The sequence below is a fragment of the Nocardia sp. XZ_19_385 genome (assembly GCF_015355755.1).
Classification (GTDB): domain Bacteria; phylum Actinomycetota; class Actinomycetes; order Mycobacteriales; family Mycobacteriaceae; genus Nocardia.
The window spans coordinates 66,457-90,907 of record NZ_JACVEE010000003.1 but is presented as its reverse complement, the minus strand read 5'-3'; the positions used below and the strand labels follow the sequence as shown (position 1 = coordinate 90,907).

Genomic DNA, 24,451 nt, shown 5'->3' with positions numbered 1-24,451 from the left:
AGACCGCGGCCGATCTGTTCGTGCACTCGGTGCCGCAAATAGTTTTCGAATCCAGCGATTCGAAGCGCCCCTGGCCTTCCAGACGCCGTTGGTTGATGTTCGGAAACGATCGATCCCGATGTACCGCCAGGCGAGTTAGCCGCCCGCGGGTGTGCTATCCGCCGTCGTTGCCGTTCTTGGGCCACAGAGTGTTGAGGATGCCCAGGCCGAGGCCGAGGGTTCCAGCGAAAGCACCGCCCCCGATGCAGATCGCGGAGTGCACTGGCGTGCCGAGGCAGACCAGGATGATCCCGGCCACCAGGGCGACCACGACGGCGGACAACGCGCAGACGAGCACCCATAGAGCTTTGAGGTGGGTGGGCGGCGTGGCCGCGGCGGCGGGAGTCGGGCCTGTAGGGGGTGCCATAACGCTCCATCAACAGCGGTAGCGACCAGCCAGGTCGGCGGTTCAATGTCATACGTTTGAATGACAGTTGTTCGAACGACACAGAGCATGACAGAATCAGCGAGACACCCCAATACATACGAGGCAACGACCTGCCCGTGGATCAGTCCGCCGACCGGAGTGGAGCACGCCGTGATGATGGCGAAGAAGGCGCAGGAGGCCGCGCAGACCGCATGGACACGGCCGGCGTTGTCGGCGCGCGAGATCGAGGTCTTGACCTCCTGGATCGCCAGCGATTCGAAGACCCAGGTTGCCAACCAGCTCTACATGTCGATAGGAACGCTGAACACCCACATCACCCGAATTCGGGGCAAGTACGCTGCCGTCGGGCGCAGTGCGAACACGAAGGCGGCGCTGGTCGCTCGCGCTTTGCAGGATGGCCTGATCGAGCTCGAAGACCTCTAGTGTCGGCCCAGATACGCGTTCGAAAACGATCCCGTCGACGGGTGATCGCCATGCTGCGCTACAGGTCCCCCAAGAAGGGGGCGTGCTCGCGCAACCATTCCCCCGCGAAAGCTCGGTAGCCTTCTGACGTAGTCACGCCGCAACCCTGGGCCAAGTCAATCAGGAGCGCCTGACCGAGCAGAAGTTGTCCCACGATCACGGCCTCGGGGTCTACCGCGTCGGGGCCGGTTAGACGGCTCTTGATATGCTCCGCCGCCTCCTCGATTGATGGCTGGTCATCGGCTGCCATGTACATGGTCATGAACTCGATAGCGATGCGGACGTACCTGCCGAGAGAAGGTTCTTCCATGCCACGACGCTAGAAGCCGTACTGCGACCGCAGGCCTAGCGACACGATCCGTGGTGTTCGTAAAACGTTCTTCGTTTTGTTGAACACTGGCCATGGCCGATCGCGTCACCTCGTGACGACCGAAGTCAGACAGCGTCCAGAAATCGTGTCGAACAAGCGAGGTGTTCAACAAGTCGGGTTGACCCTTTGCTGGACAGCGTCCTTGAACGGATGGACGCACATGCCGGGTAGGCCGAGCGCATTACTGCGCCCGGCCCCCCTCAGAACCGGACGTGCACGATTTCCATGCATCCGGCTCAAGCAAGCCCGTGAAGGTCAGGTGCCGTCGTCGCCGTACACGTCCTGACTGTCCACCAATCCTGCAGCGGCGCAATCGAAGACGTTGCCCTCTGGTCCGTTCACCGGATATCCGGCGTCTAACTTGCCCGTCGGTTCCAGCGTCTTGACCACCCTTTTCCTTCACAGGCTCACCTGGCCCGCGTAAGCACCCTTTCGGGTCCGGACACAGGGTCCGGTATCCGGTCGGTTATCCACCACGCACCAGCGGAGGGGCCAGTGACTACCGTCGTGGTTTCCCGTTGCCTTTCGGCCACCGGCATTCGCTTCTCGGGCCATCCCAATCCCGCTCGGGGAGTTCAGCTTTCCTCACAGTCGGCCTACCGGACATCGAACTTTCGTCCGGACCCCGGCGGGGTTACCACGTTCCACACGCGCGAGATACGACCGGGGAGGGTGCCTTCTATATCCCGGGGACGGCGGTGCTCTCCCGGTCGAGTGCCGTCCTCGACCGGCGCCTGCCGCCTTGCAACGGCCGGTCCCTGCCCCCTGCCAACCACAATCCATCGAACAGGGTCCGCTTTACGAGACATCAACAAAGGTTCACGCAATTCACCCGTCCGGCCTGCCCCTTGCCCGTGGCCCTCGGATGGAACGAGAACCCTCCGGCGTTTCCCTGAGCTTCGCACCCTGCCGTTACCAGCAACGCACGTCAGAGCGGGGCCGGGCATCGAGCACGAGCCCGGAACTCACACAGCCGAATTCAGATTCGGCCCTCCTATCTGCGAGTTCACTCGCATCGTGCGACTTCGTGTCGCAACGGCATTTCCGGACGATCTGCTGCCGTCGCAGTGATCTGCCCGCCCCGCAGATCTGGAACATGTTCTCGGCGGATCACCTGCTGTCCGTGGTCCCGCCACTGGCAACACGGTGGTCCCACGGCAGCGGTGGCGAACTTAATCAATCCCAGCCGTCGAGGGCGAATGCCTGTCCCTGATGACAGTTCACCACGCCTGCTTCCTGATACGGAATCGTGTTGGGCGGCAGTTTCTTTGGATCGACCCATACCAGGCCGGCGCATTTTTCTGGCTCCATGTTTACCGGCTCCCCCTCCCAGCGGAGCGCCTCGAAGAAGAATCCGATCCGCCCTCCACCGGATTCGCTGTGATGGTGCATAACATGCGCGAACCGCAAATCCGCAGGTGCGATGGTGATTCCGACTTCTTCCTTCGCTTCCCGAACCGCACCGTCCACGACGGACTCGCCCTCCTCGAGATGGCCGCTCGGCAAGTTCAGGCATCCGTTACCGAAGGTCGTGTTCGCCCTCTCCCCAAGCAGAACCAAACCATTGCGCCACAGGACGACATGGACATCAACGATGCTGCGATACCGATCGGTCATGCGACGATCTCCATTCCGGAGCTAGTCATGCGGTGGGTGGGAGTGCTGCGTCGAGCTTGGTCAAGAATCGGCTGAAGTGTGGATCCGACTGTGGCACTGCGTATTTATCGATGTCCCACCACCGCCCCGCACCGAACTCGGCTGCGTCGAGCGGGTAGTCACGGGTGCGGTCGCCCCGGATCGTGTACCAGAGCGAAACATCGACATGTCCGGCATTACGACCGACGGTGGTGGTCACGGTCAGCATCAGCGGGTCGGCGCCGGTGACACTGAAATCGGGGTCGATCCCCAACTCCTCCACAGCTTCTCGCCGCGCAGCCTCAGCGGGGTGTTCGCCCGGTTCGACGTGGCCGCCGGTCGGTAGCCACAAGCCAGCGTTGAGGTGGCGGCCGAGGAACACCGCGCGCCCGACCGGGTCGACCAGCACCACATAGGCCACCAAATGCGGTGACGGGGTGGCAGGTTTAGCGCGGCGGAAGATGTCGTCGGTAGCGTCTAGCCACGCCATCGTCTCATCCAGATGCTGCTGCTCCAGAGCATCCAGAGGCGTGATACACCTGACGATTTCAGCGACCGTCGCTGTGGCGGGCTTCATAGCGGCAGACCCTAACGCAGGGGTACGACATTGACTTTGGGGCGTGAGGGTCTTCATGAGGACCAGCTGCGGGGATCGCAGCCAGGGAAGATCTGGCGGATCCCGCCCTCGGGGTTGGGGACATCGCCGTACCAGCGCGGGATGAGGTGCATGTGGAGGTGCGCGACCGTCTGCCCGGCAGCAATCCCGTCATTGATCCCGAGGGTGTATGCGTCGGGGCCGTATTCGGTATCCAGCTGGGTCTTCATGAGTCCCGCCAGGTGGTAGAGGTCGGCGTTCTCGCGTCTGGTCATCTCGAAGTAGGAGCAGATGTGACGGCGCGGGACGATCTCGATGTGCCCGCGAGCCGCGGGGAAGTTGTCCCAGCGGGCATACATCAAGCCATGCACTCTGATCACCTTGTTCTCTACCGGGTCGTTCAGGCGGCAGAACAAACATGATGGTCTACCAGCTGAGCCCCGAGTGCCGGCGTTCCCGTTGTGCTGGTGGCTATTCACTTCGTTCCTATCGGATTGGGAGCGCGGCGGCCGGATGTTCCAGATGGCTGACATGCGAGGGTTCGATCCAGGGGAGATTGTTCTGCACCAGATTCGGCGTTCCGTGGGCTTTGATCTGGCCGTCGGCAAGGTACGGAGTTGGCATGGTGCTTGTCGCCCGACAGGCGAGCTATCTGCCCGCGGTTGCCGAAAGGGCCAGCACCACTGCGGGTTTGGGCATGGGCCGACCGTCACGAGGTGTGTTGGATGAGCCGCTTCAAAAGGTTTCGGTTTCGGTCTGGATCCAGGGCCAGGGCGGCGACCCACACGTGTGCCGAGATGACGCCGAGGTGGAAGTGCCTGATCCAGGTTTGTGTCTGTTTGGCGGCTTTCAGCGTGTTGTCGTCCCAGTTCGTCGGGCCGAGTTCGGGCATGTGGGTGTAGATGGCGCAGTTGAACGCGCGCCCGCGTGCATCGAAAATGGTTGCCGCACAGATGTCATCAGCGGTGTGGCGTTCGCGCAGCCGACCTTCGTAGGCGGCATGTACCGCATCCTGCGGCGGTCCCTCGGGCCCGAGGAAGAGTTCGCCCACAGAGCAGTACGCCAAACCGAACCCCCACAGCCGGGTGGGACTCTGTAGCGACAATTGCTCAGCAGCCCGCAGTATCGGGGACGGTCCGTCGGCGGCGACGTCGAGATCGACCGGGAGCCAAGCCAGGTGTTGGTCGGCGGTGTCGTCGGACGCCAAGGCCCACAGGTGCACCAGTTTCAGCTCCGGCGGCTCTTCCACGCGCGCGAAGATTCGTTTGGCCATGAGGATCGGCAGGATCCGGTCGATCTCCGAACGGGGCGGGTAGCGGATCCCCGGCACGGATCTCCCCAGCCCGCGACCGGCTGATCGTGGTTGACCGTGGCGGCGATAAGCCCGGTTGCCAGGTGACTGCGATCTAGCCATGTCGCGTCATCGGTCCTCACCGCCCGCGGCCGCATGGTCGGCTGGGGCGGAGTTGGGATCGTTGTCTGCATTAGGGATGGGGAAGTCCAGCCCGCGGGCATCTCTTAGCGCCAGCAGCCACCATTTGGCACCACACGACTCCGGCGTGCTCCCGCCCTCGGCCGGTAGGCAGGCTGGGTGTTGAGCCAGGCACGGCAGGATCTCCAAGTCCGTGAAGTGGCGCCACTTCGGTGGCGCCTCGTGAGAAAACGGCACGAAATCAAACCTTCCTCGGGTCGTGGTGGTTGTACTCGGGTTCGAGGCGCGAAAGGATCTCGGCGGCGGCCACGCCGGAATCGGTGCCGTCCTCGGTTGGGCTCTGGTGGACCAGCCATGCCATGGCTGTGAGCGTGCCAGCGAACACCCCGGTCACGGCCACGACGAAGGCCAGCTGCCACCAGGGCATCACGCAGCCCCCGCCATCTGCCCCCAGCGGTAAGCCCGCTCGTCCTCCACGGTGACGACCTCCTCGCACCAGTCGAGCACCGGCCGCACGCTCTGGTGGAGGTGGCCGAGATCCGGTGTGAACACCGCCCCGATCTTGACTCCGTAGACCTTGGTCAAGTTGCGGGCGAGGTTGCGCAGCCGCAGCATCGGGTAATCCACGCTCGCCTCGACAACCACCAAGCGCGCAGGGATGTAGCCCCAGTCCTCGATGAGTTTCCGGGTGTGGACCTTGTCCCATTCCAGACTGGTGCCGGAGACGTCGCTGCGGATGTAGGCAATGGCCGAGGCGGATCTCACGACTCGGCCACGCCACCAAAAGGGTTGGGCACGGGTGAATATCGGCTGATTCGCGGCCGCGTCCATGAATGACGGCTGTTGAGCTGTCGAGGCGGACTGGCTGGTGGCAACGTGGTGCATCGAACCCCTAACTACAGCAATAGATTTCGTCAAAGGACGGCGGAACCTCTTCGGGCTGCCCGCCGGTGAGATGGCGTGTCACCACCAATCCATGGGGAAGGTGGGCAGCCTTCGAGTGCCGGCATGGACCTCGTCGATGAGGTCTTGGTAGCCGACGGCGAAGTCGCTGAGCAGCTCGCACGCGTCGTGAAAGACTGCATCGGGGCCGGACGCCAACGCGATATGTGCGCGCATGGTTGTACTCGGCCAGCCGGTCGACGACCTCGCCCACGGTGTGGGTGGCCATGCGGGCGGCGGGAAATGGGATGGGGGCCGTCAGGCTCACCCAGCGGTCGATCATCCGGATCAACTGCGCGCGCCGCCGATCGAGCTTCGCCACCCGACTCATGGGGACGAGGTGTTCGCGGCAACGGTGCAGCTCGGTCAACTCACCCACTGCCTCCAGGATCAGATCGTCCACGATCATCGGGAATCCCCGGCAGGCGGCGAGCATCGAGTCCCTGTCCGGTAGCGCGATCACGGTCACCGCAGATCCCCCACGGTCGGCAGACGCCGCGAGCGGGCGAGGACTTCGGTGGTCAGGTCGGTGTATCCGTCGACGAGCTCGGCGAGGCGATACCAGGCGGCATGGACCTCCGGTTCGGTCAGGTCCGCCGTCAGCACCAGGTCCCAGGCCCGCACCTGCGCGGCGGCGACCCGATCGATCACCGCACCCATTCCCTCGGTGTGCAGCCTGGCCTGCGGATGCGGCCTCGGCAGCCGATGCGCCACCCACACATCGATCGCGTCGATGAGTTCGCATCGGGTGCAACGTAATTCGAGGTTCCGGGGGCTCCGCCGCAGCTGGTCGTGCAGGCGGCCGAGGTCGCGAGCGAGTTGGCACAGCCGGTGCTCGCCGACATGGTGCCCGCGGATCGCAGACAGGAGTCCGTCCTCGGAGGGGAACGACAACAGGGTGTCGGGGGCCACTGCCTGCATTGGCCCTACGGAGGCAAGCGCTGCGCACATCGGCGATCACCGCACCGTTCGCACCGAAACCGGGTCAGGGTCAACGATATTGAGCACTGTGTGCAGCAGCCGGGTGCGGGAAGGCACCGCATCTTCTTCGCGTGAGGGCTGCGAGTGCCACGTCCATCCGGTCTGATGGTCCGACATCGGCAGCCACACTCGGGTGCGGGCCGGGACGACCCGCCCCTCTTGGCTTTTCAGCGCCGCCAGCGCGCGGCTGCGGACGTGTCCCTGATTGGGGCCGACGACGTAGATCCACGGGGAACCTGCGCGGGCGTGGCGGATGATCGGCGTGGCAAACCGGCGGTCGATCGCGCTCCACACTCGTTTGCCGAGCTCGTGGGGCATTTCGATCGCACCGAGGGCGTCCCCGGTCAGGTAGAAAGCCTGGTGGTGGAACAGCTCGGCGGGGATCCGGTATCGCCGGTTGTACACGTAGGCCACTTCTCGTGGGCTGTGGCATGTCGCGAGCATCGCGGTCCTCCTCTCCGGGTTGATTGCTGGTCAGCCAGCGGTTTTCGTGGTCGGTACACGGAGCGCGAACCCGGCAACTGCTTGCGCATCACGCAACGCCCCCTGAGCCTCGGCTTCGGTGTCCGTTGTCCTGCCGCAGTTCCATTGGGCTGCAGCGTGTTTCCGGGCAGTCGTCCGCCAGCGGCGGTATCGGCCTGCGCCCACGACCGATCCGCCGCGCTGTTTGAGCGCAGCGACCGCACGACTGCGAGCGAGTCCGCAATTCGGTCCGACCACGAAAACCCATGGCCGCGAGACCCGATCGGGTTGGACATGGTGGATGATCAGCGTCGGGTAGCTCTGGTCGATCGCAGTCCATACACGCCGGCCGAGCTCGGGTGGCATCACTACCGCACCGAGATTCGAGGTCGTGAGGTAACACACTCGGCGGTCAACCACCGTGGCCGGCAGCCCGTGCCGATGGGTGTAGACATAGGCGACTTCCTCTGGGCTATGGCAGCTTTCAAACATTGCAGACCATGTCCTTTCCAGCCCGACCGATCAGCCAGACCGAACGGCAAGTCGGTGCCACACGAAGCTCACCATCTGCCGTCTTCTCGGTGGCTCGTAGCGCAGCCACGGCTTCGGCCCGGGTAAGTGCCCGCGCCGCAGGTACATCCACTGATCGAGTGCCAATCTTTGAACCAGTCACCTTGTCCGCGTCGGCGGCCACCCATTGGCGTATGCCCTCCCGGAGTGCGTAGAGCGCCTCCACCGACAATTCAAAATAGGCAGGTGCTCCCAGCTGATCTGGAATGTGTAGCGGTAGTGCAGAGTTCGACATTGGACCTCCCGTGTTAGGTCGCCGAAATAACTCTTTGGCAAGGGTGTGAGCAGGTCTGGGATGCTCGTCGGTCCCTGAAATGCTCGGGCAACCTCAAATCTTTGTGTGGCACATAGCATTTACAGCAAACGCTCACAACGTAAGTCGGTGCACCAATTCGATTGGCTAGTCAGTTCAGCGACTAGTAGCGCTAGTCAATTCTCTTCCGACGCTCCCGTGGGCCGCCTGCGAGAGCTAGCCTGAAGGCCGGTCACAAGTGGGTGGCAGCGACGAAGGAGTGGCTGTGAATGTGGAAGATGGCGCGCCGACGGGACTGAGTGCAGCGATCTGGGAATCGGCCAAGATGCGCAACGCCCTAGCGACTCGCGACCTCAAGCAGGTTTACGAATTCCTCGGAAGCAGCGGTGTCTCCCAGCGCGAAATCGGTTCGCGCACAGGGCAAAGCCAGTCCGAGATCTACGAGGTCCTTCACAAGAACCGGCAGATCCAGGCCTACGACGTGCTCGCGCGCATCGCCGACGGTCTGGGGATTCCCCGCGGCTACATGGGTCTGGCCTACGACCGAACCACTGAGCTGGCCTTGGACCTCGCCGCTGCAACGTGTTCGACTGACGCCGACGAACGCGATGAGGTCCGCGAACTGCTCTCACACGCAGCGAACGTCACGATGGGGACTTCGACCGACGACATCGCCGCGTGGTGGCAACCCATCGACAGTGAGACAGCCCCCGCGCCCGAACGTATAGATGTAGCGGATGTCATTCGCATCCGCGCGCTCACCGATTCGATGCGCACCCTGGACTACCGCCATGGTGGCGGGTCTTGTCGCGACGCCGTTGCTGCACAAGTGCGATGGGCACAGCAGTTGCTCAATGCTGAGCGCAACGAGGTGACTCACCGGATGCTGCTTGTAGCCCTCGCGGATCTCCACAACCTGGCTGGCTGGACCAGCTTCGACGTCGGTATGTACCGCGTTGCCCGAAGACACTTCGGTCGTGCTCACGCGATGGCCCAGCAAGCGGGAGATCATTCCCTGGCGGCAAATATCCTTTACCGCACTGGAAGACTGCACCTCCATCGTGGCACCGACTGCGCCACCGAGAACAAGCGCGTGGCGATGTACAAGGTGGCTCTGAAATTCTTTCAGCTCGGGCAAATCACCGCACAAGACTCCGGCAGTTCGCTGACGGTGGCGATGTTGTGCGCCAACGAGGGATGGGCCTATGGCCTCCTCGGGGACCGCGCACAGATGTCGCGCTCCCTTGGACGTGCACAAGACGAGTTCGCGCGATCGACACCCGGGGACTCGCAGGCTTGGGTCCGGTTCTTCAGCGAAGCCGATCTCGATGCCCTTACCGGCATCGCCTTGACCGCGCTCCCCTCCCCGAGTTCCACAGATCTGGCCAGCGGAATCGATCACATCACCCGCGCCATCGATCAACGGGGCCCCGACATGACCCGCAGCCGCACCTTCGAGCTCACAGCCCTGGCAACTGCATACGTGCGGGAGGGCTCCACTGACCTCGGCCTTCACATCGGCCAGCAGTCGCTCAAGGCAGCGGCAGCAGTGCGGTCCGTGCGTACGGTCGACAGGCTCAGACCACTTCGCGACGCTGCACGCGCACGCCGGACAGCCAGTTTGCACCCCCTCGTGCAAGCCATCGACAACATGAGGAAGAGCGCATGACCACCTCGATGACCGCTACCGTGGGCGGAGTGGATGTCGGATGGGCGCGTGAAATCCTAGATGGTGCCTGCGCGCAGGTCGGCTTGGATCCCCAGGGCGCCAAGCTCATTAAGTTCACCAACAATGCTGTCTACAACCTCAGAGCTCCGGTAACCGTACGGATAGCTGGCTCTACGGTCATCCAGCAGCGAGTGTCGAAAGTGATCGAGGTGGCACGATGGCTCGCCCACCACGACATGCCAGCCGTCCGCCTGGTCGAAGACCTTCCCCAGCCACTCGTCCTCGACGACCAACACATGATCACGTTCTGGCACACGGTGACACCCCCACCCCACCCTCTCACTCCGGACGGCCGTGATCTGGGCCGCATCCTTCGCCGATACCACGCGCTACCCCGTCCGCCGTTCGATCTCCCGGAATGGGATCTGCTGACCGGGATCCGTCAGCGGATCGCCGAGGATGAGATTCTGACCGCCGACGAACGCCTATTTCTGCAGTACACCCATGACGAACTTGCTGAGCAGCTCGATGCGGTTGACTATCAACTTCCAACCGGGCCCATCCACGGCGACGGCTTTGTCGGCAACCTCATAGCAGGGCCAACTGGGGCAGTGATCTGCGATTTCGACTCGGCCTCCGATGGACCCCGCGAATGGGATCTCACCCCGGTCGCGGTAGGAAAGCTCCGCTTCAACTATCCAGCAGACCATCACAGCGATGTCGTAGCCGAATATGGGTACGACATCACCCGATGGCCGCACTTCCCCACATTCCAACGTCTACGCGAATTTCAGCTCGTCACCAGCGTATTACCGGTACTGCGCTCCAACACATCATTGCTCGACCAGTGGCGCCACCGATTCACCACGTTCAAAGCCGGTGACCGAACGGCGAGATGGACAACCTATAACTGACCCTGCCCCCTTACAAAGTCACGGCGTATTGCCGATGAGGCACGCCGGGCTGAAAAAGCCACTACATGACAGGCCGAACCATAACTAGGGAGGTCACGCGTAGCGCCGGATGGAAGTTGCGGCTGACGACATGGAATCCCTGGCGCTGATACAGCTGGATCGCGTGACTGTTGGAATCGCGGACGTGTAGTCCGAGCCAATCAACGCGGGCCTGTTCGACTGCCCAGGTGAACAGCGATTCGCAGAGGCGATCGGCCATCCCCTTCCCCCGACTCGCGGGCGCGACATAGGTTCCCCACATCATCGCCCACCGATCTCCTTGGTGCACAGGCAGATCGAATTCTGGGTTGTCGCGTTCACTGTCCACAAACGCCCCCGCCATCCCGCACCACGAACCAGCGTGCGGATCTTCGGCGACAACTAGGACCTGACGGCCAGGACGCGTATACCGCGCGATGCGCGCTTCCCAGCCAGCGGCATCCAATCGCCCGGCCTGATCGACAGTTTCGAGGAACGCATGCCCGGCATCACGAAGCGCCCGCAGTCGCAGGTCCCGCAACAGCGGACCATCGCCGGCGCGGGCGGACCGCAGAGTCCACATCGGATCACGCCCCCTTACGAGTGGTGAACGACTCGGCCCCCGGCGTCCCCGACGGCGGTCGGGGTCGAGGTGAATGTCTGTGCCGGTGCGGACAGCGGCAACGACGGCGTCTACGGCGCGGGCGATCAAAGCCGGTGCCTCCACGCATAGTTGGTGGCCTGCGGTGTGGGCGATGATCTGTGCGGCCTGTGTTTGTTGCGCGATGGCATGTTGGTTGGCTTGCCACAGGTCATCGATCTCGTGCCAGGTTTTCCCGCCGTACTCGTCCAGTTTTCCGATTGCGCGCTCCCAGCGGCCGACTGCGCCGGTCACCACGACGGTGGGTAAGTCGGGCCGTGGGTGCAGGCTCCGATTCTCTTTCGCGCCGGTGAGGACGTCGAATCGGGTTCCCGCCCTGCCGTTGTCGTCTTCATAGTTCATCCAGTCTGGGAATGATCCGTCCTCGTACAGGTTCGGGTCGGAGGTCTCGGACAAGACCAGGCCGGCCACGTCGTTGGGCCACTGCTCGACGTATGCCCGGGCGATGAGGGCTCCGTAGGAGTGCCCGACGACCACTCTCGGACTCTCCACGTTCAGCAGGGCGAGCAGCCGATGCAGTTCCTCGGCTGATTGGCCCCAGGTTCGCGGCCGGGCACGTTCATCACCGGGGAGATCGTCACTGTTGCCGAGACCGGGGCGGTCGTAGGTGACCGTCATGCAAGGTTGTTGCAACGCGGCGCACACGCCATCCCAGATCGCGGCCGCACCGGTGTATTCGGCGATGAACACCACCGGCGGATTACCCTCTCCTGCAACGTAGGTCGCGAGCCGGTATCCGCCGATGTCGACCAGTTTCATGTCGCTACTCGGTATGGGTGACGGGTCGGCGGCGTCGCGTGTAGAGGTCATGTCGGCATGCGCTTTCTCTGTGCCGGTGGCTAATCCTGGAATCGGTTGGACAACGCGTACCGCAGCAGGATGACGTCCTGGATCTGGGTGGCGCTGGCAAGGCGCGCGCGATGATCCTTATTCCAGGGAAAAGCACCGTCCTTCACGAAGCGGGGCGCGGCGGAGTCGCCGACGAAGAACGGGGCCACCACCAAGTGCAGTTCGTCGGCGAGTCCGGTGGTGAGGAATTCGGTGTGCATGCTGCCGCCGCCCTCGACCATGAGTCTGCCGATTCCTCGTCGGGCGAGATCGGCGAGTACAAGTTCGAAGTTGACCGGGTCGCCTGCGTCGACGACGTCGGCGACTGCCCCGACTGCCTGTTGGGTCTTGTCGAACCCTGACGAGGTTGCGTAGACGACCTTGTCTGTCTCGCCAGCGGCGAAGAACTGCGCGTCAGAGGAAAGGTCACCGTTTCGGGTGATGGTGGCCTTGGTCGGGGTCTCGGTCAGTCCCCGTTCCAGGCGGCTAGCGCGTCGAGCTTCGGAGCGCACGAGCAGCCGCGGGTTGTCGCGGCGGATTGTGCTGGCGCCGACGAGGATTGCGTCGCATTGTGCTCGGACTTCGTCGACCCGATCGAAGTCGGCGTCGTTGGAGAGCAGGAGGCGTTCACTGGTGTTGTCGTCGATATAGCCGTCGAGGGATGCTGCGCAGCTCAACAGGACGTATGGGCGGTTAGTCACTCGATCCACTCTCTGGTCTCTACCAACAAGTTGCTCCAAGCTCAGCCAGGCGACCGGACGCCCTGCTCGCAAATCACCGTTGTACCGCCCCGAATCGTATCGAGCGCTGCCTCAAGCCGGTCAGCCAACAGTGGCTTCGCCTTGCTGTTCTGGGGACCGCCCTACAACGCTTCCCACTGCCATGGCGGCGGCACCTGTCCGCGTAAACATGCAATCCGGTGTTTCGCCTGGAAAGCGGCATTGCTGTTGCTGGCCGATTGTGCCACCGCAAACGCGACCCACCGCAGCTCCTGGATGTCGGCGAGGACCCGGAAGCCGGGCCATCCAGTGACGTCATAGCCGCCGTACGCCTCGACGAACGACCGGTAGTCGTCCCTAGGCACGCGGCTGAAATCCACGTAGTCCACAGCCAATTGGATGAGATCCCACTCGCGCCGGCCGATCGACACCTGGTCGAGGTCGAGAACTGTCGGGATTCCCGATGGCGGAACCACCAGGTTGCCTTGCCAGGCATCGCCATGAATCACGCAGCGCGAGGGGGGATCTGGCAATGCATCGTACTGTTCGTGTAGGCGGGCGCTGTGCTGAAGCAGCCATGCCCTATCGTCCTGGTCGAGCATGCCCGCGGTGGTGATGCGCTCCTTGAGCCCCGTGAAGGGGTCGTAGGTCGGGAGCTCGAATTCGATTGGGGGCGCGAGCGCGTGCAGCGCGTGCAGCATCGCGGCCAGCTCGCCCGGCGTCGATGGACGGTGGTCCGGGATCAGCTTCCACCAGGTGACCGGACGGTCAGCGACGACGATCGGTTGCGACCGTGACGCTTCGGACTCAACTGTCGGGATGCCGGAATCGTTCAGCCACTGGGAGATACGGAGTTCGCGCTGAGCGGCGTCAATGCTGCCGGGCTGCCCGATCCTGGCCACGATCTCATGGGCCAACCGGTAGACGCCGTGGGAGCCGTCGCGAATTAGCTCGGCCCCACGCACATCGACGCCGCTAATTTCCGCAGCTTTGGTGAGCACCTCGTCAATCGAGTTAGCCGGACTCATCGCACCGAACCCGTTGTTGTGCTGCTGGCAATGGCGTATCGCAGCTCCGCCACTTCAGTCATCCGTCGCCGTGGCGCCGCAGCCGCTGCCAGGGTGCGGAGCTCGTTCTGGATGCGTTGCGAGCGAAATGCGGTGGCCTGCTGTGTGGCTTGCAGACCGATCGCGGCGGCTTCTCTAGGGTCGTCCAACTGCATCGTCAGGGTGGCCAGTCGGGTGAGTGAGAACGTTCGCGACCGCGGGTAGTCGGTTCCTTGCAGTGCAACGGCTTCACGAATCCTGGGTGCTGCCAACTCAATACGCTTCCGTGCCTTCGCAACGGGAATCAGCGCTTTACCGGTGCTGCCGAGGTGTTCGGCGGTGTCGTAGTAGCACAGCCAGGGAGCATCGGTGGCGGGCATGCGGTCGGCGAAATGTTCGTCGGACCGGGCAACTTCACTGAGGGCCTCGTCGATTCGGCCGGCTGCGGCCAGGAACTGGGCTCGCAGTGCGGCGAGCATGGCGCGGGCAGTGGCCGACAGACGGTCGGATCGGACTTGCGCGAGTTCGATCAACGACAGTGCGCCGTCGGTGTTGCCGACATACGCCATTTTCCGGGCCATATCCGCCAGCGTGCTGGCGCGCAGTTCCCAGGATCCGGCGTTGTCGGCACACCACAGCGCTAACCGGAAGCGGCGCTCGGCCACCGGGTAGTCGCCGATGTCGAAGGCGGCATACCCGGCGACGCCGCTGAGGTTTCCCACTGCTTCGAGCAGCGCACGCCGCATGGTCGGTGCGGCCTGCCCATCAAGCAGCCGAACGAAGCGGCTGAGCTGTGCGCCCGCGGCTGCGCTCGCCGACCCACCACCGTGCATGTTCTCGGTCGACGCTGCCTCCCATGTGGCCGCCTGCACTTGCTCGACCTCGCTCCATCCAACGCGGCCAATCGGCTTGTCATCTGGTGTGCTCAGTCCGAGGTACGTGGTCGGGACGACCCCCGGATCGAACGGGCTGAACAGATTCACGGCCAGCGTGTTATCGGGATGTTGGGCGTCTTCCCGTCGCTGACGGGATGGGATGAAGCCGAGTTCATTATCGGTCGCGCCTAGAACAGCACGGAAGGCTTCGCGGTAGTGCTCGTTCGGCCACCTGACGACTCCGCGCTCATAGCGGGCGATAGTGCGGGCATCAAGTTCACGGCGTTCGTGGTGTGTACGCCACAGATAATCGTTCACCGCTTCGGCAAGTTCGGCGCGGCCCATCGCACGCCCAGGCTCGACCCGTGATGGTGTCGCCTCGCGTCGCTGTTGCAGCTGCACGTTCGGTGGCATATGCCCCCTTGCCGATTAACCAGTCGGCTCAGTTTATCCAGCCCAGCCGACTGTGGCGGCCGGACGGTGTCTGCCCCGTAACTTGCCCTCTTGCTTGGCCTCATTTCCGCCGACCCTGGAAGGGAAGGTTCCGACCCTAGGGGCCGCGATTGGCTCTACCGGCAGCTTTCCGTTTTGGTAGCCCCGTGCGGAGCCCGGATGGGGATGACGATGAGACCGCTGGGGCATGGCTATCTGCGTCTCGATACGGGGCCGGGCACCGGATCGAAGCTGCTGACCGTTCTTCTCGGCCGTACCGAGCAGAACCTGGTGCTTGAAGTCAGTGATGCACGAGCAGCTCAGTCCGTGACCGGCCTGGAATTCAACCAACGGGTTGCTACTTTGAGCCGCCGCTATGCCCGGCTCCGCGATAGCGGTGGCACTGTCACCACCTGGTGCGAGCTGGCTATCGCCCGCAGCATCGCCTTACCAAACTGGGGGATCTCATGAAACCGTGCGGCTCACTTCACGGGACCGTTGGCAGCGGCCTCGCACCGCGAATCATCCGACCCGGAATCGAACCATCTTGGCGCACAAAGCGAGCCGCAACGGAATGCCGACCGGTGCTGCGAGCGGGGGTCGTTGGACTTGGCCGCCAGGCTGTGGTCGACCATCTACCGGGACTGGTCGCTTCCAGCACCACCCAGCTGGTTGCCGTCTGCGATGAGGATCCAGCAGTCGTGGCCGCACAGAAGCAGCGGCACCAGGTTTCCGGATACACCGATTTCCAGCAGATGTTCGAGCAGGAGCAGCTCGATTTTGTGGTCATATGTGTGCCGCACGACGTTGGTCGAAGGGTGATCGAGACTGCCGCACAGCACCGGGTCCACGTACTCAAGGAGAAGCCGTTCGCCACCACCCTGATCGAGGCCATCGAACTAGCCGACTTGTGCGAACAATCCGGTATCCAGCTGATGGTCACCCTGCAGCGCCGCTTCAACCCGATCTACGGCAGCTTTACCCAGCTGGCCGACCAGATCGGAACGCCGTTTCTGGTGGACGCACGCTACACCCTGCATATAGACGATCCGTCCGACGGCTGGCGCGGCGTCACGGCCAAAGCCGGGGGCGGCTGCGTGATCGATATGGGTTACCACCTGATCGACCTGATTCTGTGGTACTTCGGCCTACCCGACAGCATTACCGCCGACCTATCCGTCAGCGCCAGGCCGGATCGTAGCTACGACGCCGAAGACACTGCGCTCATTCACTTCTCATACGACAGCGGTCTGTACGGCTCACTACTGCTATCCCGTTTCGTCGGCCCCAAAGCCGAGGAGATTCGGCTGGTCGGCTCGGAGGGCATCGTCCACCTGGAACGTGGTCGCATCCGCCGGCTGACGAACGGAGGCGACGTCATCGAGTCACTAACGCGCGAACAAGCCTGGCCATCCGCCGCCGCCTGCCAGATCGACTACTTCCACCGCGTCATCGAAGGCAATCGCCCCAATCTCAGCGCCCCCGCCGACAACCTGGCCCACATGGCATTCGTTGCGGCCTGCTACGAAGCCGCACGCACCCGCAACCCCATCAACCCACAGGAGCTACTGTGACCTCTTCGCTAGCTCTTCTCGGCGGCGAACCCGTTATCCGTGAAGCGGCACCGCACTTTTCGTGGCCGCCGCTGACCGACGCAACCACCAGCGCCGTGCTCGATCAACTACGTGATGGCATCTCCATCTACAACCGCTCCGGTGTGATAGCCCAATTGGAAGATGCCATGCAGCGCTACTTCGGTGTGCACCGCGCCGTCCTGACCAGCTCGGGCACCGCAGCCCTGTACTCGATGTATGCCGCCTGTGGGATTGGGCCGGGTGATGAAGTCATCGTGCCCGCCTACACCTTCTTCGCTACGGCAACCCCGCTCCTGCACCTCGGCGCTGTACCAGTACTGGCCGATTGTGATGCCCGTGGCAACCTCGATCCACACGACGTTCCCCGGCGGATCACCAACCGGACCAAAGCCATTGTGGTGACGCACATGTGGGGCATGCCCGCCCAGATCCAGACCCTGAAAAGACTGGCTGACACCTACGGCGTGCAACTGCTTGAAGACGCGTCCCACGCTCATGGGGCAAGCGTGGGTGGCAAGAAGGTCGGCACATTCGGACGCGCCGCCGCGTTCAGCATGAATGGTCCCAAACCGCTATCAGCAGGCGAAGGTGGTTTCGTGCTGACCGATGATGACGAGGTCTATCACCAAGTACTGCTGCACGGGCAGTACAACAAGCGCTGCCGCAGCGAGATCCCGGCCGAGAGAGAACTCAGCCGCTACGCCGTCACTGGCCTGGGCCTCAAACACCGCATCCATCCGCTCGCCGCGGCGGTTGCGCTGGAACAACTTCCGCACCTGGACGACTATCTCGATGGACGCAAGCGCATTGCCGAATACCTCGCCGAAGAACTCGACGAGTTGCCGGGTCTGACGATGCCGTGGGCCGACCAAGGGGTTCGCTCGGCGTGGTATGGACTCACCATGCAGTACGCCGCCGATGCCTTCGATGATGTGCCCGTCGAACGGTTCCACGCGGCACTGCTGGCCGAAGGCTGCGCCGAGATCGACCGTCCTGGTTCCACCTGTCCGCTCAATCTGCTTCCGCTGTTCCAGGAACCAGGACCACTGTTCCCGGCATTCACCGGCAAACTGGCCTATGCGCCTGGCGACTACCCGCGGGCTGAGGAGATCCATCACGCCACGCTCAAACTGCCGGTCTGGCACCGGGAAGAGGATCTGCCGGTCGTTGACCGCTACATCGAAGCCATCCGCAAAGTCACCGAGCACCACACTGAGTTGAAAGGATAGGGATCGATGATCGAATCCACGCTGTTGGAGAAGCTGACAGACGAAGCCCAACGCGACGAGGTGCAACAGCTCGTCGTCGGCGCCGTCGTCGCGCACGAGGGTAAAGTCCTACTGCTGCAACGGCCGGCCGACGACTTCATGGGCGGCATCTGGGAACTGCCCAGTGGCAAGGTCGATCCGGGCGAAGCCCTCGACCAGGCCCTCATCCGCGAGGTGAAGGAGGAGACCGGGCTCAAAATTGCTGGCATCCGAAAGTACCTGGGAGAGTTCGACTACCAGTCCGGCAGCGGCAAGAAGAGCCGACAGTTCAACTTCACCGTCGACGTGGTGGACCCCGAACCGGTCGAGCTGACCGAACACGACGCCTACACTTGGACCAGCCTGGCCGAAGAGCCACCGGTCACCGACGCGGTGAAGGATGTGCTGGAGAAGTATCGGGCAACCTGATTAGGCATCGTTGGGGTGCGCCGAGGAGTCGTCGTCTCCAGTTGGCGCCACAGCAGATGCCAGATGCACCAGACCGTCGTCAGATCGGTCGGGTGTTGGCGGTGGATCTCTCACGGCAGGCCAGCGGCGTACGCGGGTCAAACCCATCAGCATGGCGTGGCACCAGCATTCAGCCAGCTCGCCGTGGGCCAGCGCAAAGACGTTGCTGTCCATATGATTTGGCCTCGCTAGTCCCGGAGTTCGCCGCATGGCCAGGAGCGGCGGCAGATCAGGACGCTCGTCGTCGCCCACGGCGATGGCGAGCGGCCGTGCCGATACCCCGCGAGTCACCGGTGCTCAGAGATGACGTCACGGAGCCCGCTTCATACCCACCCTGCTGCAACATAGATTCGCCCACCGAATGCCCTCTAGTTGACCAACCGTCAGCAGATGCCTCCCATGTACAGCCCATGCACGGCAAACGCGGACGACATGCCCGACGGCCGGCGCAGCCCGAGTCAGTCGTAGCCCCCCATTAGTGGCCTCACGCGACGCAACAGGCCCCGTTGGTCCCTCGGATCTGATCTCATGAACTCTGTGGAGCCGCTGTACCGTCGCGACTCCGAGGCCTGGAAACGCCACCTAGCCGAGGGAAACGCAATCCAAGCTCGCAAACGCGTCGGCGCGGATGCTTTGGTCTTCGACTCCGAGGGCCGGATCCTGGTGGTCGACCCCAACTACAAACCTGACTGGGACCTGCCAGGCGGCATGGCCGAGGCCAACGAGCCGGCAGATGTCGCGCTGGGCCGCGAACTCGCGGAAGAACTCCACCTCCACATTCCGCCGGATCACCTCAACTTGCTCTGCGTGGATTGGGTCGCACCTCACGGTCCCTGGGATGACTCGCTGATGTTCGTCTTCGACGCCGGAATCCTCGCGCCCGCGCAGGCAGCCGCTCTTCGCATCGGCGACGGCGAACTCGACGCCTACGAATTCTGCACCCTCGACCAAGTCCAATGTCGGCTCCGCCCGTACGTCTGGAACCGTGTCCATGCAGCACTGACCGCACGCGACGACAACCAGGTGGCCTATCTCCATAATGGAGAACAACCATGGTGAATCTCAGTGCGCCCGGCCAATATCGGCATAGAGCTGGGCGCTGTGACCGTCGCTGCCGACTGGAGCACCGGGCTATTCATCGGCGCCGAGCCGGCGAGTAGAGTGCCGCGGATGACGCGCACGCGCATCATTCGCATCGCCACCCGATCCAGCCCGATGGCATTGGCTCAGGCCGAGCACGTGGCCGCCGCGCTGGAATCCTGCGGAGCGGCAACAGAATTAATGAAGCTGACGACCGCCGGCGATCGTTGGATGGGCGATCTAGCACGGCTAGGCGGCAAAGGCACGTTCGTCAAAGAGATCGACCGCGCCCTCCTCGACGACGAAGCCGACATCGCGGTGCACTGCCTCAAAGACATCCCGGGTGATGTCCCGATCCCGGAGGGTCTGGCATTCGCCGCCTATCTTCCCCGCGACGATATCCATGACGCGGTGATCACCCGTTCCGGCTCGCCGCTGGCCGAGCTCCCCGCCGGTACGACCGTAGGGACAAGCTCGGTGCGCCGCACTGCGCAGCTGCGATTGCACTACCCACATCTGAATCCAATTCCCTTGCGCGGGAACGTGAATACCCGCCTGTGCCGCTTGGACGAGGGGCATATCAAGGTGCTGATCGCGGCCGTGTCCGGCCTGCACCGTGTCGACCAGGCGCACCGGATCACAGAAGTCCTGGATCTGGAGACCATGTGCCCGCCGGTCGGCGCTGGGGTGATCGTTGTGCAGTGCCGCGCCGCCGACGAGGGAGCCGCCGTGCTGGCCGCGCGACTGGACGACGCCGCCACCCGCCGCCAGGCCGAGGCCGAGCGCGCGATGCTGCATGCCCTGCAAGGGCACTGCAATTCCCCGATCGCAGGTTACGCCAACACCGACGCCACCGGGCGACTTGTCTTGCGCGGCAAGGTATTCAGCGCGGAGGGCACCCGATGGCTCGACGCCCACCATTGGGGCGAGGCAGAGGATCCTGAAGGGTTGGGCTTCTTCGTCGGTGCGGATCTGCTTCGCGAGGGCGCACGACAAATCATCGACGCCATCGCGCACTAGCCAGTTCGGAGCGGGCACATGGGTTCGGATTAACCGATTCTGACCCGCCCGGGGCGGCGTGCATTCCCAACTCAAGATAGGAACCGAGCGATGGAATCTCGCCATATCACGCTATCTCGCTCTGCCACTATCGGTTTCACTTGCCTGCTGGCGACCACCGTCACCGTTGCAACTGCCAAGGCAGATACCCCCGCAGGCAAGAGCGGTCCGCCCGTACTCTCCGACTACGACCCTGCGTGGCCGGTACATGCCGCGCAGCTACTCGCGCTTGTACGGGACGCGCTGGTCTCATTCGATCCGGCCGGCGATGCAGTATTCGAGCACATCGGTTCGACCGCCGTGCCGGGACTTGCGGCGAAGCCGATTCTGGATCTGCAAGCGCAGGTAGCGGTGCTGCCGCCGCTGCCTGACCTGATCAAGGCGCTGGCGGCCATAGGGTTTGCCCCCGCAGCTGGTGCCCGGCCGGATTCTCCCGGGGTGTACCGCGATACTCCGCGGCCAGGCTCGCTAGCCACACCCGACCTGTACGAAAAGTGGCTGTTCCGATCGACGTCGACGTCAGCGATTCTGCACATTCGGCTACTGGATTCCCCGTTCGCCGATTGGGTTCTCCTGCTGCGGGACTGGCTGCGCGCCAATCCCGTCGCCGCGATCCGCTACGACACCCATAAGCGAGCGCTGGCTGAACGCTTCGCCGATGGCGACGACTACGACGACTACACCCGCGCCAAGACCGCGTACTACGACGAGATCGAACCTGCTGCCCGGCGATGGGCGGCGCATCGCCCATCGTGAGCGGTCCGTTTCGCAGCGCCATCAATTCCCGCCAGCGAATCGCCTGCCCTGATCCCGTTGGCGCAACACTGACCATGGCGCCGAGATGCCTGGTTAGGGCTCAGCTGCAGTTCGGCTGAAACGGGTAGCACCCACGCGGGCGCACGGGCTCCACGGGTGCTGGGGCCTGGACGGTCGGCGGCGGGGCGGGCTCCTCGGCCACCGGTGGAGGCGAGTCGATGCTGTCCTCCTGGACGGTCTCCGAGGTGCTCGTTCCCGCGGGTTCGTCGGTGGAATCGGCGGGCAGAACAAGCCACAGGCCCAGACCGATCGCCGCGACCACGGCTGCCGCCACAGCGAGCCGTCCGGAGGGCTGGCCTGGCTTCGAGCATTCTGGAATGACAACCCGAATTGGCGGTTCGGGCTGTCGCTGGGGTGCGGCGGCGCCGGGCGGCGGCGACCCGAGATCACGTGCACCGGCCGACGCGGTCCGAGGCTGCTGCATCGGTGGCGGTGCAGGCACAGCACGGGGCCGCGGTAGTGGTGGCGCGGGCTCGGGTTGAGGCTGCGGCGCGGGTGATGGCGTGGGGGCCAAGCGCAGTGGTGGTCGCGGATTCTGTCGCTGCGCCGGTGTGGTCGGTTGGGCAGATCTGGGCAGGGCGCGTTGTAGAGCCGCAGGCGAGATGTGGGGTGGCAGAGGGATTTGCCCACGTTGGATCTGCAGGTACCGCACTTCGATCTCGCCTTGGCGCTCGATTCGGAACCGACCCTTGGAATACCAGTCGTCGTAGGCGTCTTGGCCGCTGTGGTGGCGGCCACCGCATTCGCACACGCACTCCCAGACCGTGTCCGGTCGAGCGTTCTTGCAGCTGTAGGTGCAGTTCATCGTTGGTGAGACCTGTAGTCGCATCTCGACCTCGCCGTACCGGTCGGCCATCGCAGCGGCCAGTGGCAGTAGATGGTTGGCGGCTAGCTCCCACACTCTGCGCTCGCCGTGAACGATCGGTTTGATCGGCACACCCTTGCCCACCACCGCCCTGGTCCAGGGCAGATTCGAAGAACCCGCGGAGGGTAGAAATACACGCAACGGACCGTTGGTGGCCCGCTTGCGGGATTCGCCCCGCAGGACTGTCCGCTCCAGCCATGGTTTTTCGACACCGGCGATCCCCTTCTGATCTTGGCAGCCGCGCATGATTTTCTTCGGCTGGGACTGACCGCGGAACCCAGTGTGAACCCCGGCACCGACAACAAATGCGCGAATGATCTTGTGACTGAGTCAAATCGGGCTTCTTGCTGATCTCGAATCGCCGATGGAATGCGGCGCAAGCCATGACAATCGATCGGTCGGGCCGCACTCTGGCCCAGGCCACCGAAGTTCCGGGCTGATCGAGGGGAATCGGGATGGGAAGGCGAGTTTCACGCCGCGAATCGAACGCGCTGGCATTCGTGTTCATGGCCGCGGTGGCCGTGCTGGTGGTCGCGCCCAAGGCCGCCGATCTCGCCGAACGCCACGCGGCGGTCCTCGCCTGTGCGGGAGTGTGCGTATTGGCCGTCGGGGTCCTCGGCGCGGCGCTCGCGGTCCGGCATCGCCGTCGACTGCGTGCGCGAGAGGACGCGCGGGTGCTGGTGGCGCTGCGACAGAACTCGTTGAGTCCCGCCGAGTTCGAACAGGCGCTGGCCGCGTTGTGCCGCCGCGACGGCTGCACCGAGGTCCGGGTCGTGGGTGGATCCGGCGATCTGGGCGCCGATGTGATCGCACGAGCCCCGGATGGGCGACGGATCGTATTGCAGGCCAAGCGATATCGCAGCGACCGAAGGGTGGGCAGCCAAGACGTGCAGCGCTTCGGCGGAACGGCGCACACCATTCACGCTGCGGACGTGGCCGCGGTGGTGACCACTGCGCGCGCGTTCACCGCGCAAGCGACCGCGTACGCGGCCAGGGCAGGAATTCTACTCATGCCGGCAAAAGCGCTCGCGGCGTGGGAATCGCAGACCGGACCGACTCCTTGGAACTGAGCCCTAGCCTCAGCCCGGGGTGCACTGCGATTCGCCGGAGCGAACCTCGCCGACGCTATCCCTGCGCGAGACGAGCCTCGACGCGGACCTGACCGGTGTAATCGACGGGCTGCTCGGTGGACTTGGCGGGCATGAGCGTCATTTCAGCCGATCGGGGCAGCTCGCCACCTATACGAGCGGATCGGATTCACAGCGCGAGAAGCCACCACCTATCGTCACAGCCTGCGTCACTGACCCTCGATTTCCCCACACTCCTGGAGGCCACATCCTTATGGGCGACACTCGCACTTCGGTGGAAGCCGATCTCCTGCATATCGGTCAGCGCTTGGCCGATACCGCTCAGAATGGATTGACTTACGGCAATGACGATTTCGATCTCCAGCGCTATACCGACATTCAGAAGCTCACAGCGGAACTACTGGCCTGCATCAGCAGCCAGTCGCCTGTGGACCTCACCGAGATTCTCGCCGCGGAAGCGGGCTACAGCACACCCAAGGTCGACGTCCGCGCAGGCGTTTTCGACACCGAAGGACGGATCCTTCTGATTCAGGACCCCCGAACCGAACTTTGGGCACCGCCCGGCGGATGGTGCGATGCCGGCGAATCCACTGCACAGGCGGTGGTCAAGGAAGTGCGGGAAGAGGCTGGGCTCACGGTGGAGCCGCGAAAGCTGGTGGCTGCCTTGGACCGTGACACCCAGGGTCACCAACCCCCACTGCTGTTTTCCGTGCTGAAGATGTATTACCTGTGCGATGTGATCGCCGATGGCGGTGTACCGGATCCGCTTGAGACTTTGGCCATCGGCTGGTTCTGCATCGATGAACTGCCGCCCCTGTCCACGACACGGATCCTCGAACATCAGATCCAGATGCTGCATGCCCATTGGCTTCATCCGGAGCTGCCCGCACTGTTCGATTGACATGCCAGTTCTCGACGCGCTGCCCGGCCGCAGCCACGGCC

General features: G+C 63.7%; 30 protein-coding genes. 13 read left to right on the top strand and 17 right to left on the bottom strand.

The genetic code is table 11. The annotated features are described in order from the left end of the window. Positions 1 to 154 precede the first annotated feature (154 nt). Positions 155 to 406, bottom strand: a complete 252-nt coding sequence (locus IBX22_RS23960) for a hypothetical protein (protein WP_194817970.1) — start codon at positions 404 to 406, stop codon at positions 155 to 157. Between the two features lie 174 nt (positions 407 to 580). Between IBX22_RS23960 and IBX22_RS23955 the strand changes: the two genes are divergently transcribed. Continuing rightward, a complete protein-coding gene (locus IBX22_RS23955; protein WP_228539541.1) occupies positions 581 to 850 on the top strand; it encodes a helix-turn-helix transcriptional regulator in 270 nt (89 codons plus the stop codon). Positions 851 to 908: 58 nt separating this feature from the next. On the opposite strand, the gene IBX22_RS23950 is transcribed toward IBX22_RS23955, so the two are convergent. From IBX22_RS23950 to IBX22_RS37565, 9 genes are all read right to left on the bottom strand, one after another. Further along, positions 909 to 1,199, bottom strand: coding sequence for a hypothetical protein (locus tag IBX22_RS23950; protein WP_194817968.1), 291 nt, complete (start codon positions 1,197 to 1,199; stop codon positions 909 to 911). A gap of 315 nt (positions 1,200 to 1,514) precedes the next feature. Next, positions 1,515 to 1,649, bottom strand: a complete 135-nt coding sequence (locus IBX22_RS37985; RefSeq protein ID WP_255526490.1) for a hypothetical protein — start codon at positions 1,647 to 1,649, stop codon at positions 1,515 to 1,517. Positions 1,650 to 2,435: 786 nt separating this feature from the next. After that, positions 2,436 to 2,876, bottom strand: coding sequence for an NUDIX domain-containing protein (locus IBX22_RS23945; protein WP_194817967.1), 441 nt, complete (start codon positions 2,874 to 2,876; stop codon positions 2,436 to 2,438). Between the two features lie 25 nt (positions 2,877 to 2,901). Next, positions 2,902 to 3,384, bottom strand: coding sequence for an NUDIX hydrolase (locus IBX22_RS23940; RefSeq protein ID WP_228539368.1), 483 nt, complete (start codon positions 3,382 to 3,384; stop codon positions 2,902 to 2,904). Between the two features lie 140 nt (positions 3,385 to 3,524). Next, complete coding sequence (locus IBX22_RS23935; RefSeq protein WP_194817965.1) at positions 3,525 to 4,022, bottom strand: HIT family protein; 498 nt, start codon at positions 4,020 to 4,022, stop codon at positions 3,525 to 3,527. 176 nt (positions 4,023 to 4,198) lie between these two features. After that, positions 4,199 to 4,819, bottom strand: coding sequence for a hypothetical protein (locus tag IBX22_RS23930; protein ID WP_194817964.1), 621 nt, complete (start codon positions 4,817 to 4,819; stop codon positions 4,199 to 4,201). Positions 4,820 to 5,162: 343 nt separating this feature from the next. Then, positions 5,163 to 5,348 carry a hypothetical protein gene (locus IBX22_RS23925; protein WP_194817963.1) on the bottom strand — a complete coding sequence of 62 codons (186 nt, stop codon included), beginning with the start codon at positions 5,346 to 5,348 and terminating at the stop codon, positions 5,163 to 5,165. Further along, a complete protein-coding gene (locus IBX22_RS23920) occupies positions 5,348 to 5,686 on the bottom strand; it encodes a hypothetical protein (RefSeq protein ID WP_194817962.1) in 339 nt (112 codons plus the stop codon). Before IBX22_RS23920 ends, IBX22_RS23925 begins: the two co-directional genes overlap by 1 nt. Positions 5,687 to 5,884: 198 nt before the next feature. Further along, the gene (locus IBX22_RS37565) at positions 5,885 to 6,040 is read right to left on the bottom strand and encodes a hypothetical protein (protein WP_228539366.1); all 156 of its coding nucleotides are present in this window, start codon (positions 6,038 to 6,040) and stop codon (positions 5,885 to 5,887) included. On the opposite strand from IBX22_RS37565, the gene IBX22_RS37560 reads away from it, so the two are divergent. Further along, on the top strand, positions 6,039 to 6,317 hold the full coding sequence (locus IBX22_RS37560) for a hypothetical protein (RefSeq protein ID WP_228539365.1): 279 nt from the start codon (positions 6,039 to 6,041) through the stop codon (positions 6,315 to 6,317). The genes IBX22_RS37565 and IBX22_RS37560 overlap by 2 nt on opposite strands. Positions 6,318 to 6,328: 11 nt before the next feature. Here the strand turns inward: IBX22_RS37560 and IBX22_RS23910 are convergent, their stop codons facing one another. Both IBX22_RS23910 and IBX22_RS23905 read right to left on the bottom strand, forming a co-directional pair. Continuing rightward, entirely contained in the window at positions 6,329 to 6,784 is a 456-nt protein-coding gene (locus tag IBX22_RS23910) for a DUF4254 domain-containing protein (RefSeq protein WP_194817961.1), read from the bottom strand. Positions 6,785 to 6,820: 36 nt separating this feature from the next. Then, the gene (locus IBX22_RS23905) at positions 6,821 to 7,288 is read right to left on the bottom strand and encodes a hypothetical protein (protein WP_194817960.1); all 468 of its coding nucleotides are present in this window, start codon (positions 7,286 to 7,288) and stop codon (positions 6,821 to 6,823) included. A 1,106-nt stretch (positions 7,289 to 8,394) separates the two neighbouring features. Here IBX22_RS23905 and IBX22_RS23900 point away from each other — a divergent pair. Together IBX22_RS23900 and IBX22_RS23895 are read left to right on the top strand one after the other, a co-directional pair. Then, positions 8,395 to 9,798: a hypothetical protein gene (locus IBX22_RS23900; protein ID WP_228539364.1), complete on the top strand. Its 1,404-nt coding sequence runs from the start codon at positions 8,395 to 8,397 to the stop codon at positions 9,796 to 9,798. Next, positions 9,795 to 10,712, top strand: a complete 918-nt coding sequence (locus IBX22_RS23895; protein WP_194817959.1) for a phosphotransferase enzyme family protein — start codon at positions 9,795 to 9,797, stop codon at positions 10,710 to 10,712. The genes IBX22_RS23900 and IBX22_RS23895 overlap by 4 nt, the downstream gene beginning before the upstream one ends. Before the next feature lie 61 nt (positions 10,713 to 10,773). Here the strand turns inward: IBX22_RS23895 and IBX22_RS23890 are convergent, their stop codons facing one another. The 4 genes from IBX22_RS23890 to IBX22_RS23875 form a co-directional block, all read right to left on the bottom strand. Next, entirely contained in the window at positions 10,774 to 12,201 is a 1,428-nt protein-coding gene (locus IBX22_RS23890; RefSeq protein WP_194817958.1) for an alpha/beta fold hydrolase, read from the bottom strand. Between the two features lie 29 nt (positions 12,202 to 12,230). Continuing rightward, positions 12,231 to 12,920: a dihydrofolate reductase family protein gene (locus IBX22_RS23885; protein ID WP_194817957.1), complete on the bottom strand. Its 690-nt coding sequence runs from the start codon at positions 12,918 to 12,920 to the stop codon at positions 12,231 to 12,233. Between the two features lie 161 nt (positions 12,921 to 13,081). After that, positions 13,082 to 13,966, bottom strand: coding sequence for a phosphotransferase enzyme family protein (locus IBX22_RS23880; RefSeq protein WP_228539363.1), 885 nt, complete (start codon positions 13,964 to 13,966; stop codon positions 13,082 to 13,084). After that, the gene (locus IBX22_RS23875) at positions 13,963 to 15,273 is read right to left on the bottom strand and encodes an XRE family transcriptional regulator (protein WP_228539362.1); all 1,311 of its coding nucleotides are present in this window, start codon (positions 15,271 to 15,273) and stop codon (positions 13,963 to 13,965) included. Before IBX22_RS23875 ends, IBX22_RS23880 begins: the two co-directional genes overlap by 4 nt. Positions 15,274 to 15,471: 198 nt before the next feature. Here IBX22_RS23875 and IBX22_RS23870 point away from each other — a divergent pair, with 198 nt between their 5' ends. From IBX22_RS23870 to IBX22_RS23840, 7 genes are all read left to right on the top strand, one after another. Next, the gene (locus IBX22_RS23870) at positions 15,472 to 15,762 is read left to right on the top strand and encodes a hypothetical protein (protein ID WP_194817956.1); all 291 of its coding nucleotides are present in this window, start codon (positions 15,472 to 15,474) and stop codon (positions 15,760 to 15,762) included. After that, the gene (locus IBX22_RS23865) at positions 15,759 to 16,865 is read left to right on the top strand and encodes a Gfo/Idh/MocA family protein (protein WP_194817955.1); all 1,107 of its coding nucleotides are present in this window, start codon (positions 15,759 to 15,761) and stop codon (positions 16,863 to 16,865) included. Before IBX22_RS23870 ends, IBX22_RS23865 begins: the two co-directional genes overlap by 4 nt. Then, entirely contained in the window at positions 16,862 to 18,115 is a 1,254-nt protein-coding gene (locus IBX22_RS23860) for a DegT/DnrJ/EryC1/StrS aminotransferase family protein (RefSeq protein WP_194817954.1), read from the top strand. The genes IBX22_RS23865 and IBX22_RS23860 overlap by 4 nt, the downstream gene beginning before the upstream one ends. Positions 18,116 to 18,121: 6 nt before the next feature. After that, entirely contained in the window at positions 18,122 to 18,562 is a 441-nt protein-coding gene (locus IBX22_RS23855) for an NUDIX hydrolase (protein WP_194817953.1), read from the top strand. 567 nt (positions 18,563 to 19,129) lie between these two features. Further along, entirely contained in the window at positions 19,130 to 19,660 is a 531-nt protein-coding gene (locus IBX22_RS23850; protein WP_194817952.1) for an NUDIX hydrolase, read from the top strand. Positions 19,661 to 19,666: 6 nt separating this feature from the next. Next, positions 19,667 to 20,701, top strand: coding sequence for a hydroxymethylbilane synthase (hemC, locus tag IBX22_RS23845; RefSeq protein WP_309234765.1), 1,035 nt, complete (start codon positions 19,667 to 19,669; stop codon positions 20,699 to 20,701). Positions 20,702 to 20,791: 90 nt separating this feature from the next. Then, on the top strand, positions 20,792 to 21,496 hold the full coding sequence (locus tag IBX22_RS23840) for a GrpB family protein (RefSeq protein ID WP_194817951.1): 705 nt from the start codon (positions 20,792 to 20,794) through the stop codon (positions 21,494 to 21,496). A 100-nt stretch (positions 21,497 to 21,596) separates the two neighbouring features. Here the strand turns inward: IBX22_RS23840 and IBX22_RS23835 are convergent, their stop codons facing one another. After that, complete coding sequence (locus IBX22_RS23835) at positions 21,597 to 21,830, bottom strand: hypothetical protein (RefSeq protein ID WP_194817950.1); 234 nt, start codon at positions 21,828 to 21,830, stop codon at positions 21,597 to 21,599. Between the two features lie 1,046 nt (positions 21,831 to 22,876). Here IBX22_RS23835 and IBX22_RS23830 point away from each other — a divergent pair. Beyond that, positions 22,877 to 23,491: a restriction endonuclease gene (locus tag IBX22_RS23830; protein ID WP_194817949.1), complete on the top strand. Its 615-nt coding sequence runs from the start codon at positions 22,877 to 22,879 to the stop codon at positions 23,489 to 23,491. Positions 23,492 to 23,510: 19 nt separating this feature from the next. Continuing rightward, positions 23,511 to 24,410 carry an NUDIX hydrolase N-terminal domain-containing protein gene (locus tag IBX22_RS23825; protein ID WP_194817948.1) on the top strand — a complete coding sequence of 300 codons (900 nt, stop codon included), beginning with the start codon at positions 23,511 to 23,513 and terminating at the stop codon, positions 24,408 to 24,410. Positions 24,411 to 24,451 lie beyond the last annotated feature (41 nt).

Excerpts from the sequence above, each read along its gene's own strand:
- IBX22_RS23960 (WP_194817970.1), bottom strand. The coding sequence starts at position 406 with ATGGCACCCCCTACAGGCCCGACTCCCGCCGCCGCGGCCACGCCGCCC.
- IBX22_RS23955 (WP_228539541.1), top strand. The coding sequence starts at position 581 with ATGATGGCGAAGAAGGCGCAGGAGGCCGCGCAGACCGCATGGACACGG.
- IBX22_RS23950 (WP_194817968.1), bottom strand. The coding sequence starts at position 1,199 with ATGGAAGAACCTTCTCTCGGCAGGTACGTCCGCATCGCTATCGAGTTC.
- IBX22_RS23945 (WP_194817967.1), bottom strand. The coding sequence starts at position 2,876 with ATGACCGATCGGTATCGCAGCATCGTTGATGTCCATGTCGTCCTGTGG.
- IBX22_RS23940 (WP_228539368.1), bottom strand. The coding sequence starts at position 3,384 with ATGGCGTGGCTAGACGCTACCGACGACATCTTCCGCCGCGCTAAACCT.
- IBX22_RS23935 (WP_194817965.1), bottom strand. The coding sequence starts at position 4,022 with ATGTCAGCCATCTGGAACATCCGGCCGCCGCGCTCCCAATCCGATAGG.
- IBX22_RS23925 (WP_194817963.1), bottom strand. The coding sequence starts at position 5,348 with ATGCCCTGGTGGCAGCTGGCCTTCGTCGTGGCCGTGACCGGGGTGTTC.
- IBX22_RS37560 (WP_228539365.1), top strand. The coding sequence starts at position 6,039 with ATGGTTGTACTCGGCCAGCCGGTCGACGACCTCGCCCACGGTGTGGGT.
- IBX22_RS37565 (WP_228539366.1), bottom strand. The coding sequence starts at position 6,040 with ATGCGCGCACATATCGCGTTGGCGTCCGGCCCCGATGCAGTCTTTCAC.
- IBX22_RS23910 (WP_194817961.1), bottom strand. The coding sequence starts at position 6,784 with ATGCAGGCAGTGGCCCCCGACACCCTGTTGTCGTTCCCCTCCGAGGAC.
- IBX22_RS23905 (WP_194817960.1), bottom strand. The coding sequence starts at position 7,288 with ATGCTCGCGACATGCCACAGCCCACGAGAAGTGGCCTACGTGTACAAC.
- IBX22_RS23895 (WP_194817959.1), top strand. The coding sequence starts at position 9,795 with ATGACCACCTCGATGACCGCTACCGTGGGCGGAGTGGATGTCGGATGG.
- IBX22_RS23890 (WP_194817958.1), bottom strand. The coding sequence starts at position 12,201 with ATGACCTCTACACGCGACGCCGCCGACCCGTCACCCATACCGAGTAGC.
- IBX22_RS23880 (WP_228539363.1), bottom strand. The coding sequence starts at position 13,966 with ATGAGTCCGGCTAACTCGATTGACGAGGTGCTCACCAAAGCTGCGGAA.
- IBX22_RS23875 (WP_228539362.1), bottom strand. The coding sequence starts at position 15,273 with ATGCCACCGAACGTGCAGCTGCAACAGCGACGCGAGGCGACACCATCA.
- IBX22_RS23870 (WP_194817956.1), top strand. The coding sequence starts at position 15,472 with ATGGGGATGACGATGAGACCGCTGGGGCATGGCTATCTGCGTCTCGAT.
- IBX22_RS23865 (WP_194817955.1), top strand. The coding sequence starts at position 15,759 with ATGAAACCGTGCGGCTCACTTCACGGGACCGTTGGCAGCGGCCTCGCA.
- IBX22_RS23855 (WP_194817953.1), top strand. The coding sequence starts at position 18,122 with ATGATCGAATCCACGCTGTTGGAGAAGCTGACAGACGAAGCCCAACGC.
- IBX22_RS23850 (WP_194817952.1), top strand. The coding sequence starts at position 19,130 with ATGAACTCTGTGGAGCCGCTGTACCGTCGCGACTCCGAGGCCTGGAAA.
- IBX22_RS23840 (WP_194817951.1), top strand. The coding sequence starts at position 20,792 with ATGGAATCTCGCCATATCACGCTATCTCGCTCTGCCACTATCGGTTTC.
- IBX22_RS23830 (WP_194817949.1), top strand. The coding sequence starts at position 22,877 with ATGGGAAGGCGAGTTTCACGCCGCGAATCGAACGCGCTGGCATTCGTG.